This window comes from Paenibacillus sp. PAMC21692 (assembly GCF_014303795.1).
Taxonomy (GTDB): Bacteria; Bacillota; Bacilli; order Paenibacillales; family Paenibacillaceae; genus Pristimantibacillus; species Pristimantibacillus agaridevorans.
This window is the reverse complement of the sequence record NZ_CP060293.1, coordinates 4,861,836-4,878,584: the sequence shown is the minus strand read 5'-3', so window position 1 is coordinate 4,878,584 and position 16,749 is coordinate 4,861,836. Positions and strand designations below refer to the sequence as shown.

Here is a 16,749-nt window from a genome sequence, read left to right as displayed (position 1 = left end):
AAGAAAGCATACGGTCTATATGACCGTATGCCCATCATACCATTTATTTAAATTCCGAGACAAGCTGATTGAACTGCTCTTCCGTAATAGCAAGCTCCTGATTGGCCAATCCTTCGGACTTGAAGCCGGTAATCATATCCTCATACGACTTGCGGGTCGTATTCTGGTAGATAAGACCGGTCAGCAATCCGTTAGTCTCCATAATTTTGTTCATGGCCGCCATGCGATTGCTTGGATCGTAATCCGGGAATCCGTCCAGGCTTACGATATTTTCTTTGAACCAATCGTAGGTATTGATCTTGTTAAAGGTGACGCATGGACTGAACACGTTGATAAGCGAGAAACCTTCATGCTTGATCCCCTGCTCAATAAGGCTGGTCAATCCCTTTAGATCGCTGGAAAACGACTGGGCAACGAAGGTTGCTCCTGCCGACATGGCGATCTCCAGCGGGGAGAGCGTCGACTCGATGGAGCCTTCCGGCGTCGATTTTGTCTTGAAGCCTTCCGCGCTTCGCGGAGACGTCTGCCCCTTCGTCAAGCCGTAGATCTGGTTATCCATGACGATATACGTTATATTGAGGTTTCTGCGGATCGCATGCACCGTATGGCCCATGCCGATCGCGAATCCGTCGCCGTCGCCGCCGGATGCGATAACGGTCAGCTCGCGGTTGGCCAGCTTAACGCCTTGCGCGATCGGTAGAGCGCGCCCATGGATGCCGTGCAGGCCGTACGCGTTAATATAACCGGAGATTCGTCCGGAGCAGCCAATACCCGAAATAACGGCCAGTTGCTCCGGCTCCAATCCCACATTAGCCGCTGCACGCTGAATCGCAGCCTGAATGGAGAAGTCTCCGCAGCCGGGACACCAGTTGGGCTTGACGTTGTTGCGGAATTCCTTAAATGTTGCCATCTTCGCTCATCCCCTTACAAGCTTGATAGACTTCGAGCGGCAGGAACGGATTACCGTCGTATTTCAACAAACTTTTGATCTTGTCGCCGAATCCGGCGTTCATTTTCACTTGCGACGCAAGCTGTGCTGTTGCATTATTTTCGATGACGACAACGCGTTTGGCGCTTTGCAAGTAAGGCGTCAGCGCTTCCGTCGGGAATGGATGGATTTGACGTATCGTAATATGATTGCTGGTCAGTCCGTCCTCCTGCAGCTTGGTTCTCGCCGCGTCGATCGTACCTCCGGTGGAGCCCATCCCGATTATTAGCAGATCAGGGTTCTCATGCGGCGCGTCAATGCGAAGCGCATCACGAACCTGCAAGCCGTTCAGCTTGCCAAGCCGTTTGTCCATCATCTTACGGCGATTATCCGCATTCTCCGATGGACGGCCAACCTCGTCGTGCTCGACGCCTGTAACATGGTGCAGACCGCCCTTGGCGCCCGGCAGCACGCGAGGCGAAATGCCATCCTCCGTCAGTTCGTAGCGTTTGAACAGTTCGTGACCTTCCAGCGGCGGAGTCTCCTTTACCAGCTTGCCTCTATTAATCTCAACCTTGGAGAAGTCCAGCATCTCACAAGATTGTTTGCCGAGCGATAGCTGCAGATCCGTCATGACGATGACCGGCACTTGATACTCCTCCGACAGGTTAAACGCTTCTACCATATCGTAGAAGCAATCCTCGATCGACGCCGGAGCGATAACGATCTTCGGAATTTCGCCGTGCGTGCCGTAGACCATTGCATTAAGGTCGGATTGCTCTTGCTTGGTAGGCAGACCCGTAGACGGGCCTCCACGCTGCGTGTTGATGATAACAAGCGGCGTCTCCGTCATGCCGGACAAGCCGATCGCTTCCATCATAAGTGACAAGCCTGGTCCGGCAGAAGCTGTCATCGTTCGTACGCCGGCGTAGTTCGCGCCGATCGCCATCGTGACCGCGGCGATTTCGTCCTCCGTCTGCACGACTGTGCCGCCGAACTTCGGCAGCTTCTTGATGAGATATTCCATAATTTCGGAAGCCGGGGTAATCGGATACGCCGACATAAGACGACAGCCCGCTGCGACGGAACCAAGTCCGATCGCTTCGTTGCCGATCATGAACAGCTTTTGTTTGCCGTCTGCTTCTTCCAGCTTAAAGTCATCCAGCGGACCGCCAGCTTGGTCCAGGACGAACTCGGCGCCATTTTTTACGGCTTCGATATTTTTTTCCACAATGGCCGGACCTTTACGTCCGAACTCCTCTTCGACCGCCTTGTTAAACACTTCCAGCGGCAAACCAAGCAGCGCCCAGGACGCCCCCGACGCAACCATGTTTTTCATCAGCGAGGTGCCCAGGTCCTCAGCGATCTTCGTGATAGGAACGGCGAACAGCCTTGCATCCACGCCATCCGGAATGGTGGGACCAAACTTCGCGTCCGCGACGATAACGCCGCCGGGACGAAGCTCATGCGCGTTAAAATCTATGCTCTCTTGATCGAACGCGACGAGAATGTCGAGATCGTCCGAAATCGCACGAATCGGCTTCGTGCTGATTCTGATTTTATTATTCGTATGTCCGCCCTTGATCCTGGACGAGAAATGACGGTATCCATATAAGTAATAACCTAGTCGGTTAAGCGCCGTAGAGAAGATCCGGTCGGTACTTTCAACCCCTTCTCCCTGTTGTCCTCCGATCTTCCATGACAATTGGCTAATCAAAATGTCCATCTCCTCTGCATCGTGAGAAATCCTCTATCGAAGCTTTTCGAAGTTGAGCGACCGCGTTCAGAGGTAGGATTTATCGCCAATAAGAAAGTCGTTTTCGAGGACCGAAAACTTATACTTTCTTATGTGGTAAAAAACCTGTCAACTTCGAGATAACTTGAGCCATTATATAATAGAAGCTGTATCGTCACAACAATTTTATGTTGGAAGCTGCCAAATTGCAATATGTAAACGTTTAATTAAAACATAACATGTTTCGATCATAATGATACCATTATGAGATGGCATAGCTTGTAATGGAATTGCTGCGTGCTAAACGGCCGGGAGATTCTCCCTTAGAAAGGTTAAGGCATTGTCCTGCATAAAACCTGCTACTTGAACTTCCGAATAACGAGCGAGCAGTGCCTCCTTTAACCGATACACTTCGCCTGGATGCTTCAGGTCCGTCATATAAGAATCGATCCCGTCGAAATCCGAGCCTAACATAATATGTTTCTCCCCGCCCAGCGCACATATATGATCGACATGCCCCAGCAGATCCGTTACGCTTGCCTCACGGTCCGACGTTACAAACCAAGGCACAAAAGTGATCCCCACTCTGCCTTCTCCCAGAATAATTGCCTGCAACTGCCTGTCGGTCAAGTTGCGCGGATGATTGCAGACGGCTCTGGCATTGGAGTGGGATGCGATAACCGGCTTCGTCGATAGTCCGGCTACATCCCAAAAGGCTTGCTCCGACAAGTGGGAAACATCTACAATGATGCCAAGCTCATTGCATGCCGACACGAACTCCCGACCTTTTCCCGTCAGCCCCGCTCCACGCGGCTCCATGATACCGTCAGCTGCCCAATTCCCATCGTTCCATGTCAGGCCAGCCGCCCGCACGCCCAGCCTGTACAATAGCCTAAGCATCGACAGTCGCCCTTGCAATCCGCTCACGCCTTCTAGCGATAACAGAGCGCCGGTTTTCCCGCTATTTATACAGAACTCCAGATCGGCTGCGCTTGTGACAAGCTGCATCTCTTTGCATGACAATACACGTTCATAGAACAAATCGACGGATTCCAGAACAGGTTCGATAGTAGCAGATTGGCGGGGCGATATATAAATAGCGAACGTCTGCAGCATGGTTCCAGATTGGCGCAACCGCTCATAGGTGACGTCAAGAGTCCCGTCGCCCCCGCCTTGAAACGTAAGCGCGTCGTTCTTCAGCATCTTGCTAAGCACATCGCAATGGAAATCGATCATGATAAATTCCTCCTTCTTTATTCGCTGCCAACCAAGGCGAACGATACATTTCTGAGAAAACCTCTATCGAGGCCTTTCGAAGATGTACGACCGTGTTCAAAGGTGGGTTTTATCGCCAATAAGAATTTCATATCCAATGCATGCTTGGAAACTTATAAATTCTTATTTGGTAAAAAAGCAAAAAACCTGTCTACGTTGTAAACAGGCCTCAGGTGAGCGACAACGATGGATGTATGCCGCTTGTTATCTCGGCTCGACGATGAGCTTAATAGCAGTACGATCTTCTCCGTCAATGACAATATCCGTAAATGCCGGTATGCAGATGAGATCCACCCCGCTCGGGGCCACAAATCCACGGGCAATCGCTACCGCCTTGATCGCTTGGTTGAGCGCGCCGGCGCCAATCGCTTGCAGCTCCGCTCCACCTCGTTCACGCAGAACGCCAGCTAATGCGCCTGCGACTGAATTTGGATTGGACTTGGCTGATACCTTTAATACATCCATGAATAGTACCTCCCCTAGAATGTTGGATGGATTCCACATTTACAATACTATTCGAGAGAATGAGAAAGATTCCTGCTTTTTATGGACTAACTTAACAAAGTATTCTGAAAAGTCAGAATATGAAAAAAAGACTTCTCTACATGAGAAGCCAATCCTCTTCCGTCATCCGAATTTTATCCAACTTCAAGGCGCGCCCTCTGCCATCCTCAATCGTTATGACAAGTCCGTGCAAATGCCATTTGCCCTCATCCACGACAAATCTTGCCGGAAGTCCCGTCAGGAAGCGGTGCAGCACAGCGTCGCGCTCCATCCCCAGCACGCCTTCCTTGGAGCCGACCATTCCTACGTCCGTTAGATAACCCGTGCCGCCAGGAAGGATGGTGTCATCATTCGTCTGCACATGAGTATGCGTGCCAAGCACGATGGAGGCGCGTCCGTCCAAATACCAGCCCATCGCAATCTTCTCCGAGGTCGCTTCCGCATGGAAATCAACCAGAATGTTATTTGTATGTTCCTTCGCTTTCTCGATCAGCTCATCCGCTTTGCGGAATGGGCAGTCATTCGGCGGCAAAAAAGCTCTTCCTTGCAGATTGATGATCGCCAGCTTTTTGTTGCCCGTGCCGATGATCGCCATCCCTTGCCCTGGCGCTTCTGGCGAGAAATTGCCGGGGCGCACGATGCGGGGCTCATCGTCAATCCACTCGAAGATATCCTTGTTGTCCCATGTATGATTACCCATCGTAATTCCATTAACGCCGGCGTCAAAAAACTCTTTCGCGATCGCTTTCGTGATGCCTCTGCCAGCTGCGGCATTTTCCCCGTTTACGACGATCAAGTCCGGATTATGTTTACTTCTCAGCGAGGGCAACACTTGCTTAAGAGCGCCTCTTCCTACATTCCCGACGATATCGCCGATAAATAATACTTTCATCGTTGTGTATCCTTCCTTTATGTAGCCCATCATGCAGAAAAGTGGCTGACTGGCAGCCACTTTTCAACATCATGTTTATTTGGCATATTCGACTGCCCGTGTCTCACGAATAACCGTAACTTTAATATGTCCCGGATAATCGAGTTCAGCCTCGATTTTTTTCGTAATATCGCGAGCAAGACGGAATGCTTCCGTATCGTCAATCTTCTCTGGCTGAACCATAACGCGGACTTCGCGTCCTGCTTGAATCGCATAAGACTTCTCGACGCCGTCGAACGATTCTGTAATCGCTTCGAGCTTCTCCAGTCGTTTGATATACGTTTCCAGCGTTTCGCGCCGTGCGCCAGGCCGTGCAGCCGACAACGCATCTGCGGCACCTACGAGCATCGCGATAACGGAAGTGGCTTCCGTATCCCCGTGATGGGATGCGATACTGTTGATGACGACGGGATGCTCCTTGTATTTCTTCGCAAGCTCCACGCCGATCTCGACATGAGAGCCTTCCACTTCGTGATCAAGCGCTTTGCCGATATCGTGCAGAAGTCCGGCACGCTTCGCTAGCGTAATGTCCTCGCCAAGCTCTGCTGCCATGAGTCCAGTCAGATAAGCAACTTCCATGGAATGCTTCAGTACGTTCTGACCATAGCTTGTACGGTATTTAAGTCTTCCAAGAATCTTGATCAGATCTGGATGTAAGCCATGAACCCCAACCTCGAAAGTCGCTTGTTCGCCATATTCGCGAATGCGCTCGTCGATTTCCTTGCGGGACTTCTCGACCATCTCTTCGATGCGGGCCGGGTGGATACGGCCATCGGCCACCAGCTTCTCAAGCGAAGTACGGGCAATTTCGCGTCGGATTGGATCAAAGCCCGACAGAATGACCGCTTCCGGTGTATCGTCGATTATGAGATCGATACCGGTCAATGTTTCCAAAGCGCGGATATTGCGGCCTTCACGTCCGATAATGCGACCTTTCATCTCTTCATTCGGCAGAGTGACAACGGATACCGTCGTTTCTGCTACATGATCGGCTGCGCAACGTTGGATAGCCAAAGAAATAATGTCACGCGCTTTTTTGTCGGCCTCTTCCTTCGCCTGCTGTTCGATCTCCTTGATCATCTGAGCCGTTTCGTGACGAACTTCCTGCTCGACGTTGTTCAGGATGATCGACTTCGCATCTTCCATCGTCAAGCTGGAAATACGCTCCAGCTCGCTAAGCTGCTGTTTATAAATGGAATCAATTTGCTCTTGTGTTTCTTCGATTCTTTTCTCCTTGTTGGCTACGATTTCTTCTTTGCGTTCTAGCGCTTCCAACTTCTTATCCAGCGACTCTTCCTTCTGGAGCACGCGTCTTTCCAGACGTTGCACCTCATTGCGCCGCTCGCGGATGTCTTTTTCAGCTTCTGCACGTAGTCTGTGGACTTCGTCTTTCGCCTCAAGCACCGTTTCTTTCTTTTGAGCTTCTGCGTCTTTTTTCGCATTTTCTACGATTTGAACCGCAGCTTGCTCAGCGCTCGAAATTTTGGCCTCGGCAATTGACTTGCGATAAAAATAACCAATCCCAAAGAAAATTGCGCCAACAAGGACAGAGACAAGAATCAAGATCCAGGGATTATCCATCTTGTTCACCTCCTTGCTGCATACACCAAGGCACTGCTTGGGATGTTATTTGGTTTTTAACCGGCTTCCAAACCGTTTCATCATGGATCATTTTGACGAAAATAAGACATTTGAATCAACCTTTGGAAGAAAAATCGATTCAAATGTAAAGGAATACAACTTCATTTTATCTTTTCACAATTTCAGTTGTCAAGCAAAACGCCATCATCTTCCTCTTCCCAACTGTCATCAGATGACAAGTCGACCGACCTCATCGCTTCCCTGACGATATCGCCAGGAAATCCGCGCCTGAGTAAAAAGCTCATTAGCTTAGTACGTCTCTTCGCGGTCTCGCCTGTCAAAGATCTTGCCTTCTTATGCGCAAGCGTCTTCGCGGCCTCCAACTCACTGCTCCGATCCAGTGCGGACAGCGTTTCGGAGGCGAGTTGCTTGGATACGCCACGCTGCTGCAGTTCCTGCCGAATCATCAGTCTGCCCTTTTGGCCGGAACGCAATCTGCTCTCCGCGAATTGACGCGCATATTCTTCATCATCAACAAGCTTCTCCGTTTCTAAACGCTGGATTGCATATTCTATATGGGTTTCGTCCAATTCCTTCTTCGCCAAATATTGGCCGATCTGCTTGGCCGTTCTCGGTTTGACGCCCAAATACGCCACGGACAGCACGTAAGCCCGGTATCGTTGGTCTTCGTCTTTAATGTGGCGAACGGTATCCCCGTCCAGCTCGACTTCCTTCAATAACCTGAATTTGATCATGATATCTTCGTGCACCGACAAGAAAGGCTCTTCTTCTCCTGCCATATAGAGATGGTAACGTCTCTTCTCCTTCTTGTCGCGCCGCACGGAAGCAATAATGTACATATTCGACTCTTCCAATGCTATATTTCCTTCCTGCTCGTCGTGAGAACAACTTCAATTGAAGTTGTTCGAGGATGAGCGACCGCGTTATATTTGTGGTAAAACAATCGCCGCTCCCATAAGAGAGCGGCGATTCTATATTACTATAGCCTATACGTCAAATTCCAACTCGTCTTCGTCCTCGTCCTCGTCAGCCGAGAAGTTCGCTTGAGACGCATTAGCCGACAGGTTGCTGGCTTCACGAATCTGTCTCTCGATCTCGTTTGCAATGTCGGTCTTCTCCTTCAGGAATTGCTTGGCGTTCTCGCGGCCTTGACCGAGACGCTCGCCGTTATAAGAGAACCAGGCGCCGCTCTTCTGAACGATATCCATCTCTACACCGATGTCAACCAAGCTGCCTTCCTTGGAGATGCCTTCGCCGTACATAATATCGATCTCCGCTTGCTTGAACGGAGGCGCTACCTTGTTTTTTACAACCTTGATGCGAGTCCGGTTGCCCACCATGTCATTGCCCTGCTTCAGCGTCTCGATACGGCGAACGTCAAGCCGAACGCTGGAGTAGAACTTCAATGCGCGTCCGCCTGGCGTCGTCTCCGGGTTGCCGAACATAACGCCAACCTTCTCGCGAAGCTGGTTGATGAAGATTGCGATCGTCTTGGACTTCGAAATGGCTCCGGACAGCTTACGCAGAGCCTGCGACATAAGACGAGCCTGAAGACCAACGTGAGAGTCGCCCATGTCGCCCTCGATCTCCGCCTTCGGCACCAATGCCGCCACGGAGTCTATAACGATAATGTCAACGGCGCCGCTGCGCACGAGCGCCTCCGCGATCTCCAGCGCCTGCTCGCCCGTATCCGGCTGGGACAGCAGCAGCTCGTCGATGTTAACGCCAAGCTTGCTGGCATACAGCGGATCCAGCGCGTGCTCCGCGTCGATAAACGCGGCTTGTCCGCCAATACGTTGTACTTCCGCAATTGCGTGAAGCGCTACTGTCGTTTTACCGGATGATTCCGGACCGTATACTTCGATAACCCGGCCACGCGGCAAGCCGCCGATTCCAAGTGCAATATCTAAGGCAAGCGAGCCGCTCGGCACGGTCTCTACTTGCATATGAGTCGATTCCCCTAATTTCATAATGGAGCCTTTGCCAAATTGCTTCTCGATCTGACGAAGAGCATTATCCAAAGCTGCGCGACGATCCGCCAACTCACTCACATCCTTCATAATTTATATTTGTATAATACCTTATTTCGGACGGGTTGCCAATAGTTTTTTCGAACACACATTCGCAATTTTGACTCTCAGGCATCTTCGCCCCCGTTATTCAGGCGCTCACCGCATCACCCGTCCCCCTTCTTCAGAACCTGAAATCCGGCCCAAAAAAATAAAAAACCGCAGCAAAGTAATCTTCGCCACGGTTCTTCCGGTAACTAGTCCTCATTATAGCGCACGGTTCGACAATTGGCAACCGTATACAGCTGAGAATATCGGGCACAATTCCAAACTTATGCTCTAAGCGCCTGCCACAATCGGTACAACGCGGATTTCACGGCGCGAATGCGCACCATCTCGCGTACGCCTTTGAAGTGCGACGTATACACGACCGTCTCCTTGCCTTTCTCCGCAACCGCGAAATAAACGAGGCCGACCGGCTTGCCTTCGGATTCCGCAGGGCCGGCTACGCCGGTAAGCGCGACGCCGAAATCCGCTCCCGTTATATTCATGACGTTTTCGGCCATTAACTTGGCGGTAGACTCGCTGATGGCGCCGGGAGCGCCATCGCCCTCCAACTGGGACATCGGGATGTCCAGCAGCTTGTGTTTCATTAAGTTCGTATACGTGATCACGCCGCCGACATATTCCCCGCTGCTTCCAGGGACGCGCGTAATCAGCTCTCCGAACAGCCCTCCGCTTAAGCTCTCGGCGCTTGCAAGACGCTTCCTGGCGTTTCTGAGCAGCTCTACGACGGAATCCTCGATAGGGACATCCTTCTGCGCGTAGAGATGCTCTCCGACACGCTGGGCGACGACGGATACCGTCGCGTTGATTTTGATGGCGGCCTCCTCCTCGCTGGAAGCTTTGGTCGACACCCGCAGCGCGACCTCGCCTTCCTTCGCATAAGGAGCTATCGTAGGATCACTCTGGCCGTCGATCAGATCGATCAAGGCCGCCTCCAGATTGGACTCCCCAATTCCTGCGAATTTAAGCACTCTGGAGTATAGAGGCCGCTCCTCCCGCAGCTTGCTTCTAAGCCAAGCGGTTCCAGGTCCCAGCAGCATCGGCTCCATCTCTCTGGGCGGGCCCGGAAGAAGCATGTAGAGCGTGCCGCTGTCTTCTATTCCATTGCCAACGGCAAGTCCCGTGGAATTATCGAGCGGATCGCTTCCTTCCCCCAGAATAAGATGAGCTTGCCGTATGTTGCTCTCCACCATGTGGGCTCCGCGGGACGAGAACAGTTCCTCGATAACCCTCATAGAGGGTTCATGAATGCCCATAGGCCTTCCCAGGTAGTCTGCCAGCACATCCTTTGTCAGATCATCCTGAGTGGGTCCCAGACCGCCAGTGAACACCAGCAGATCTGCCCGACCGCGGCCGATCTCGATTGCTTGGCGCAGACGTTCCGGATTATCCCCCACCACAGTCTGGAAGTAAACATCGATGCCTAGATCAGCGAGCTGCTGCGAGATCGCTTGCGCGTTTGTATTTACAATTTGACCCAGCAGCAGTTCTGTTCCCACGGCAATAATTTCCGCCTTCATATGATTCCTCGCCCCCATGCTTTTAGTGCGTGTTCAAAAAGTCCGGTTTTCAGCACCGAGAAGATTGGAGGCAGGTAGAAACTGAGGAGCGGAGCGTAGTGGAAGCTACGCGAGCACCGGAAGGTTCGCCTGCATTCAATATTCGATGTCGAGTACGCTTATTGGCCTACTTCGTGATGGGAAGCGGACTTTTGGAACAACCTCTTTAAGATTCCATCCGAGCCCTGCAGAAGGACAAGAGCACCTCCCGCTTGCAGGGAAGTGCTCTCACGCTTTACTCGACCGGAATTAAATGTTTGTTTTTGACAAAATAATCGATGCCCGAATACACGGTTATTGCAGCCGCCACCCAGCTCGCGATAACATCGAACGGAAAGTGGATAAGGGCAAACGGGAAATTGTTGATCAAAAGCGCGATGATCATCGTAATTTGTATCGCCGTCTTCCACTTGCCCCAAGTGCTTGCGGCCATGACGGAACCTTCGAGAAGCGCAATTTGGCGCAGACCTGTTACCGCGAACTCGCGGCTTATAATAATGATGGCGATCAGCGCGTTCAGCTTGTCCATCTCCACCAGGGAGATCAGCACCGCGGCTACGAGCAGTTTGTCCGCCAGCGGATCCAGCAGCTTGCCGAGATTCGTAACGATCTTGTTTTTGCGGGCGATATAACCATCCAGCCCATCCGTGCTTGCCGCAATGATAAAGATGATCGCGGCTACGATCTGATTGTAGGAAATCGTGAAGTCCGAGAAGCTGACCGATCCCAGATTCACTTTAATTAATAGGAAAAACATAATGACTGGCACGAGAAAGATGCGGGCCAGCGTAATCTTGTTGGCTAAATTCACTATTTTCCCTCCCCAGAAAGGTCAAACTAACAGGCATGCGTTACGCGAACCTTCTGGATGGAACGACCGTTATAAGTATCGCTTTTAGAGGTTGTTCAAAAAGTCCGCTTCCCATCACGAAGTAGGCCAATAAGCGTACTCGACATCGAATATTGAATGCAGGCGAAACTAAGCGTATGCTTTCGAAGTATGTTTCCTCCGGAAACATTGCGGTTGCTCACGTAGCTTCCACTACGCTCCGCTACTCAGTTTCTACCTGCCTCCAATCTTCTCGGTGCTGAAAACCGGACTTTTTGAACACGCACTTCCACCACCGTACCGTTCGACCAATACATCCAATTCATTGCCGATTTTATTGTTTCCAATACATAAGACGCATTTAACGATAATTTGTAAATTGCAGCTCGATGGGCAAATCGGCGCCGCGCAGCAAAGCCATCACCGCTTGCAGATCATCTTTGCTCTTGCCTGTGACTCGTAATTGATCGCCCTGAATTTGACTTTTCACCTTCAGCTTGGAATCGCGAATGAGAATATTTATTTTTTTGGAGATGTCCTGTTCGATCCCTTGTCTCAGCTTGATGCGCTGCTTGACCGTGCCGCCGGAAGCGCCCTCGAGCTTGCCGAAGTCCATATTCTTGATGGGCACGCCCCGCTTTATCATCTTGGATTGAAGAATATCGATTACGCTTTTGAGCTTGTATTCGTCGTCAGAGCCGACTACCAGCTCTTCTTTTTCGAGGGCAATGCTGCTCTTGCTGCCTTTGAAGTCAAATCTCGTCTCGATCTCGCGTTCTGCCTGCGTAATCGCGTTGGACAACTCCTGCATGTCTACCTTCGATACAATATCGAATGAACTTTCGGAACTCATATGTAATAGGTCTCCCTTCTAGTTATTAATGCTGTTAATGAAAATTGAAACACTTTCGAATAATGATAAGCATCATTCGCCTTTGGTAATGGAGTTCGAGCCCTCGCCGAACGCTTCAGTTCCCGCTCCGCCTTCCATACCATCACCGGTTCCGTCGCCAGCAGCATCTTCCTCAGTCGGCTTAAGAAGCAGCTTCTTGGAGTTCGCGCGGTCTCCGTCCGGCACCAAAACGCCATCGACTTTGATCTCCGCGAGATCGGCGCGACCGACGTTTATGTAGAGAACGCCTGTCAATTCATAGGTTTGCACGGCGCCGTCCTCCGCATTGGCGTAAAACAATTTGTTGCCTGAGGAGCTGCCCTCGCGCACCTCAATCCAGTTGCGGCCGCCGTTCACCTTAATCTCCAATTGATGCGTACCGCCGGCTGGACCGATTAGGTATTGATCGGCACTGCCCGCCTTGCGGTCGAATACGACAGTTGTCGGAGCTTTAGTCGGGGGTGGAGGCGTAGGAGCCACATCCGGCGATGAACCCGTGCTTGTTTCTTGAGGCGGCGCCGAGTTTTCCGTTATATTCGTCTCGTCGACGGTCTTGGGATCATCGGTATTTTTGTTAATGACAAAATACCATACCACAACAACGATGACAATGAGGAACAGCCACATAACCAGATTGAAGCCGATCTTGCCAAATCGCTCCGAAGTCTGGGATTTGACTTGCCTCGGCTTGCGGGCAGGAATCGGTTCGACGGTTTGCTCGATTGGCGCGGCAGGAATCTCATGTTGGTATAGTCTCAAAACTTCATCAGGCTCAAGTCCTACTGCTTCGGAATAGTTCTTGACGAAAGCGCGAACGTAGAAGGTTCCGGGGAGCACGCGGTAATCGCCGGATTCGATCGCCTCCAGATAACGTTTGCGAATCTTCGTCAATTCCTGAATGTCATCCAGCGACAAGTTGCGTTCCTCTCTGGCCCTTCTAAGCAAAGCTCCGAGTTCTGACATGTGGACATCCTCCTTTCAGCATAACAATAAATGGCAAGTACGGAGATTTAAAATTCGTCCGTGTAATTAGCGGTGAAGGATTCGTATGAAATCTCTTCGTCCGGCGTGTTGCGAAGCTCGATGATTATGTCGAAATGACTGTAGTCGTATTGCGATTCCTTGATAAAAATATCGGGATGCTCGATAACCTTCGTGGAAGGCAGAGCCATAATTTCCTGCAGCAGCGCGTAATGCCTCTCGTTGGAACGAATCGTGCTGACGATCCCGTCTATAATAAAGATGTTGTTCGGCTGCATCTCTTCTTCGGACAGTTGACTGCGCACCGTCTGACGAAGCAGCGTGGACGATACGAAGGTCCATCTTTTGTTGGAGCATACGCTTCCTGCAATGATGGATTCCGTTTTGCCGACCCGCGGCATCCCTCTGAGTCCAATGACATGATTGCCATCGCGCTTGAATACTTCTCCGAGGAAGTCGACCAACATGCCAAGCTCGTCTCTAACAAAGCGGAATGTTTTCCGGTCATCGGAATCCCGTTCAATATATCTGCCATGACGTACAGCCAGAATGTCGACGATTGTTGGCGCTCGAAGCTTGTTCACCGTAATATTATCTACCTTTTGAAGCATCTTGCCAAGCAGCTCGATTTTCTCTTCGTCATTCGTCTGCAACAACATGCCGCGTGTCCGATCCTCGACGCCATTGATCGTCAAAATATTAACTTCAAGCATACCTAGCAGCGAAGCGATGTCGCCAAGCAGACCCGGTCTATTTTTATGTATCTTGTATTCCATGTACCATTGCTTGATTTCCAATCTGTTCTCACCGTCCCTTGGAAGCGTAAAAAATAGATAAAGTATGATGGGCAACCCTAATTCTCTATTCTACAAATTTCGCCACATTCCTGCAAATATAAATTAAACATTGCAGAAAAGCCCCCGTTGTGGAGGCTTTCTGCAAACGTCAAGGTGAAACGCCTTTGCCGTTTTTTGGCGCAGCGGGTTTCATTTCGAGCATTATAGGTCAAGTATGAGAAATGTTATACTTTCCTATAATTTTTTAAAATACTACGAGTGCTCGACCAGCTTGACCATACAGCTTGCGATGGCTTTGCGCTCCGATTCGTCGCCAACATCCCAAAGCTGTTTCAGCACGCTTTCCTCATCATTCTTAGGGTCGACCTTCTCGTCCAGGAAGGAGCCGATCTCATACGCCAGATTAGCGATGGTATCTTCGGTAAGCCCCATCTTTTTCGCTTGCGTTACACGGTCGGACAAAAAATGTTTCCAAGTATCGAAATTCGAAAGGACAGTTGACACGGCTCTTCGCCTCCTCATTGGTTTGGAAAAGAATCAGCAACAGTCCTTATTCTGCACCTTTCGAGCTTTCGTTATACAGCCCTTACGCGTGTGGGTCGAAGGTTAAGTATGCCAGCCGCCGTTCGGGCTTATAATCTGTCCGGTTATATACGACGATTCCGGCAACGACAAAAAATAAACGAGCGAAGCGATTTCTTCCGCCGAGCCGAAGCGGCCTGCCGGTATTTCCTGTTGCAGAGCAGCCTTCTCCTCCAGATTAAATCCGTCCATCATATAAGTGTCCACTACTCCTGGAGCAACTGCGTTGACGGTAACACCCGATGGAGCAAGCTCCTTGGCCAATGCCTTGGTAAATGCGTTAACGCCTCCCTTGGTCGTCGAATACAACACCTCGCAGGAAGCGCCCGACATTCCCCATACCGACGATACATTAATAATTCGGCCGTAACGCTGGGCAATCATATGAGGCATAAATAATTGCGTACTGAGAAACATGCCCTTTAAGTTAACCGACATAACGTCGTCCCACTCATCCTCCGTAACGTCGGCAAGCATGCCATAATGGGCGATCCCTCCGTTGTTGACCAGAATATCGGGCCTAATGTTATGGCTTAACAGCTTGTCGCGCATGCGGGCAAGTTGATCCTTCGATCTTAGATCGGCTGCGATCGTCATGACATTGGCCCCAAGCGCCATGCAGCGCCGGGCCGTTTCATTCGCTCGTTCGTGAGATTCCAAATAATGCAGGACGATATTGACTCCCTCCGCGGCGAAGCGCTGCGCGATGGCAGCGCCGATACCGCGGCTTCCCCCCGTTATCAATACCGTCGTTTCTTGCAGCGTCTTCATTCTGTCCCTTGTTCCACGATGGAGACGGCCAATTGCCCGAAGTCGAAGTGTTCGCGAAGCCGCGCATTGACTTCGTCAAGCGTACATTGCTCGTAGAACTTGATCACGTCGAACATATCGCTGTCACGGAACCGGTAACGGGTATATTCTCCGGCGATGGACTCGGGGGAATTCAGCATTCGCAAGTAACCGCCGATTTTTTTGCGTTTGGCACGCTCGAACGATGTCTGTTCGATGCCGCTGCCCACCGCCTCGGATAAAGCGGACTTAATCGCTTCGATAAGCGTATCTGGCTTCGGCGTATCGCCTCCAATAACGGAGAAGGCGTAGTCGGTGCTGGAATTATATTCGTGGCCGAACGAATCGGAGATCAGCTCCTGTTCGTAGAGCGATTGATATAATGGCGAGCTTGGACCGATCAGCGCCTCCAGCATCAGCTTCGTCACGATTTCCCGTTTCAGCAAGGCGTCTCCTGCCAGGCCGACGTTCTTCTCTTTGAAGCCCAGCATACACTTCGGCAGCGATACTTGAAGCTTGGAGACTTTGCGCGGAATCTTGACGGACGAAGGCTCCTGGTCAAAATAACGTTTGATTTCACCCAGCGGCTGGAACGTTTTGGCATCCTGATTGGCGCGGACAAGCTGGAACACTTCCTCCGCGTTGACTCCTCCCACGACAAACAACATCATGTTGGACGGATGGTAAAAGGTTTCGTAACAGCGATACAGCGTCTCCTTATCGATCTGCTTGATCGACTCCACGGTGCCTGCAATGTCGATATGAACCGGATGGGTATGGTACAGGGCGTCAATCAGTCCGAAATAAACGCGCCAATCCGCGTTGTCCCGATACATATTGATTTCCTGTTCGATGATTCCCTTCTCCTTGTCCACGTTGGCATCGGTGAAATAAGGGTTTTGAACGAAATTGATTAATGTCGTTAAATTTTCGTTGATTTGCTCGGTGGCCGAGAAAAGATAGACCGTGCGGTCAAATGTCGTGAATGCATTCGCCGATGCGCCTTGCGCCGCGAACACGGAGAAAATATCGCCTTCCGGCTCCTCAAACATTTTGTGCTCGAGAAAATGGGCGATGCCGTCCGGCACTTTCGCCGGCTCCTGTCCCGAGACGGAGAAATGATTGTCGACAGAGCCGTACTTCGTCGAGAATGTGGCGTATGTCTTCTGGAAGCCTTCCTTAGGGAGCACGACGACCTCAAGGCCGTTGCTCAGAACTTCCCGATACAATGTCTCTTGAACATGCGGATAGCGTAAAGTTTCCATTTGCC

General features: G+C 51.0%; 16 protein-coding genes. All 16 read right to left on the bottom strand.

Features of this window, described 5'->3' with window-relative positions:
* Positions 1-43: 43 nt before the first annotated feature.
* The 16 genes from H7F31_RS19540 to yfmH all read right to left on the bottom strand — a co-directional run bounded on the left by H7F31_RS19540 (position 44) and on the right by yfmH (position 16,744).
* Entirely contained in the window at positions 44-910 is an 867-nt protein-coding gene (locus H7F31_RS19540) for a 2-oxoacid:ferredoxin oxidoreductase subunit beta (protein WP_087570894.1), read from the bottom strand.
* Positions 897-2,645 carry a 2-oxoacid:acceptor oxidoreductase subunit alpha gene (locus H7F31_RS19535; protein WP_187100131.1) on the bottom strand — a complete coding sequence of 583 codons (1,749 nt, stop codon included), beginning with the start codon at positions 2,643-2,645 and terminating at the stop codon, positions 897-899. The genes H7F31_RS19540 and H7F31_RS19535 overlap by 14 nt, the downstream gene beginning before the upstream one ends.
* A gap of 318 nt (positions 2,646-2,963) precedes the next feature.
* A complete protein-coding gene (locus H7F31_RS19530) occupies positions 2,964-3,920 on the bottom strand; it encodes a dipeptidase (protein WP_397374722.1) in 957 nt (318 codons plus the stop codon).
* A 222-nt stretch (positions 3,921-4,142) separates the two neighbouring features.
* Entirely contained in the window at positions 4,143-4,403 is a 261-nt protein-coding gene (locus tag H7F31_RS19525) for a stage V sporulation protein S (RefSeq protein ID WP_006036664.1), read from the bottom strand.
* Between the two features lie 136 nt (positions 4,404-4,539).
* Positions 4,540-5,334: a TIGR00282 family metallophosphoesterase gene (locus H7F31_RS19520; protein WP_187100129.1), complete on the bottom strand. Its 795-nt coding sequence runs from the start codon at positions 5,332-5,334 to the stop codon at positions 4,540-4,542.
* A gap of 75 nt (positions 5,335-5,409) precedes the next feature.
* Positions 5,410-6,954 (bottom strand): ribonuclease Y, encoded by a 1,545-nt coding sequence (rny, locus tag H7F31_RS19515; RefSeq protein WP_108994339.1) that lies wholly within the window; start codon positions 6,952-6,954, stop codon positions 5,410-5,412.
* 182 nt (positions 6,955-7,136) lie between these two features.
* Complete coding sequence (locus H7F31_RS19510) at positions 7,137-7,829, bottom strand: RecX family transcriptional regulator (RefSeq protein ID WP_261800055.1); 693 nt, start codon at positions 7,827-7,829, stop codon at positions 7,137-7,139.
* Between the two features lie 132 nt (positions 7,830-7,961).
* Entirely contained in the window at positions 7,962-9,017 is a 1,056-nt protein-coding gene (gene recA, locus H7F31_RS19505; RefSeq protein WP_187100128.1) for a recombinase RecA, read from the bottom strand.
* 299 nt (positions 9,018-9,316) lie between these two features.
* A complete protein-coding gene (locus tag H7F31_RS19500) occupies positions 9,317-10,570 on the bottom strand; it encodes a competence/damage-inducible protein A (protein ID WP_187100127.1) in 1,254 nt (417 codons plus the stop codon).
* A gap of 274 nt (positions 10,571-10,844) precedes the next feature.
* Positions 10,845-11,420 (bottom strand): CDP-diacylglycerol--glycerol-3-phosphate 3-phosphatidyltransferase, encoded by a 576-nt coding sequence (pgsA, locus tag H7F31_RS19495; RefSeq protein ID WP_087570901.1) that lies wholly within the window; start codon positions 11,418-11,420, stop codon positions 10,845-10,847.
* 379 nt (positions 11,421-11,799) lie between these two features.
* Complete coding sequence (locus tag H7F31_RS19490) at positions 11,800-12,291, bottom strand: YajQ family cyclic di-GMP-binding protein (protein ID WP_087570902.1); 492 nt, start codon at positions 12,289-12,291, stop codon at positions 11,800-11,802.
* A 72-nt stretch (positions 12,292-12,363) separates the two neighbouring features.
* Positions 12,364-13,293 carry a helix-turn-helix domain-containing protein gene (locus H7F31_RS19485; protein ID WP_187100126.1) on the bottom strand — a complete coding sequence of 310 codons (930 nt, stop codon included), beginning with the start codon at positions 13,291-13,293 and terminating at the stop codon, positions 12,364-12,366.
* A gap of 47 nt (positions 13,294-13,340) precedes the next feature.
* The gene (locus H7F31_RS19480) at positions 13,341-14,108 is read right to left on the bottom strand and encodes a DUF3388 domain-containing protein (RefSeq protein WP_187100125.1); all 768 of its coding nucleotides are present in this window, start codon (positions 14,106-14,108) and stop codon (positions 13,341-13,343) included.
* A 252-nt stretch (positions 14,109-14,360) separates the two neighbouring features.
* Positions 14,361-14,612, bottom strand: a complete 252-nt coding sequence (locus H7F31_RS19475) for a DUF3243 domain-containing protein (protein ID WP_087570905.1) — start codon at positions 14,610-14,612, stop codon at positions 14,361-14,363.
* 102 nt (positions 14,613-14,714) lie between these two features.
* Complete coding sequence (gene ymfI, locus H7F31_RS19470) at positions 14,715-15,461, bottom strand: elongation factor P 5-aminopentanone reductase (RefSeq protein ID WP_108994335.1); 747 nt, start codon at positions 15,459-15,461, stop codon at positions 14,715-14,717.
* Positions 15,458-16,744 carry an EF-P 5-aminopentanol modification-associated protein YfmH gene (yfmH, locus tag H7F31_RS19465; RefSeq protein WP_187100124.1) on the bottom strand — a complete coding sequence of 429 codons (1,287 nt, stop codon included), beginning with the start codon at positions 16,742-16,744 and terminating at the stop codon, positions 15,458-15,460. The genes ymfI and yfmH overlap by 4 nt, the downstream gene beginning before the upstream one ends.
* Between the last annotated feature and the right edge of the window lie 5 nt (positions 16,745-16,749).

Excerpts from the sequence above, each read along its gene's own strand:
- H7F31_RS19540 (WP_087570894.1), bottom strand. The coding sequence starts at position 910 with ATGGCAACATTTAAGGAATTCCGCAACAACGTCAAGCCCAACTGGTGT.
- H7F31_RS19525 (WP_006036664.1), bottom strand. The coding sequence starts at position 4,403 with ATGGATGTATTAAAGGTATCAGCCAAGTCCAATCCAAATTCAGTCGCA.
- H7F31_RS19520 (WP_187100129.1), bottom strand. The coding sequence starts at position 5,334 with ATGAAAGTATTATTTATCGGCGATATCGTCGGGAATGTAGGAAGAGGC.
- rny (WP_108994339.1), bottom strand. The coding sequence starts at position 6,954 with ATGGATAATCCCTGGATCTTGATTCTTGTCTCTGTCCTTGTTGGCGCA.
- H7F31_RS19500 (WP_187100127.1), bottom strand. The coding sequence starts at position 10,570 with ATGAAGGCGGAAATTATTGCCGTGGGAACAGAACTGCTGCTGGGTCAA.
- H7F31_RS19490 (WP_087570902.1), bottom strand. The coding sequence starts at position 12,291 with ATGAGTTCCGAAAGTTCATTCGATATTGTATCGAAGGTAGACATGCAG.
- H7F31_RS19485 (WP_187100126.1), bottom strand. The coding sequence starts at position 13,293 with ATGTCAGAACTCGGAGCTTTGCTTAGAAGGGCCAGAGAGGAACGCAAC.
- ymfI (WP_108994335.1), bottom strand. The coding sequence starts at position 15,461 with ATGAAGACGCTGCAAGAAACGACGGTATTGATAACGGGGGGAAGCCGC.
- yfmH (WP_187100124.1), bottom strand. The coding sequence starts at position 16,744 with ATGGAAACTTTACGCTATCCGCATGTTCAAGAGACATTGTATCGGGAA.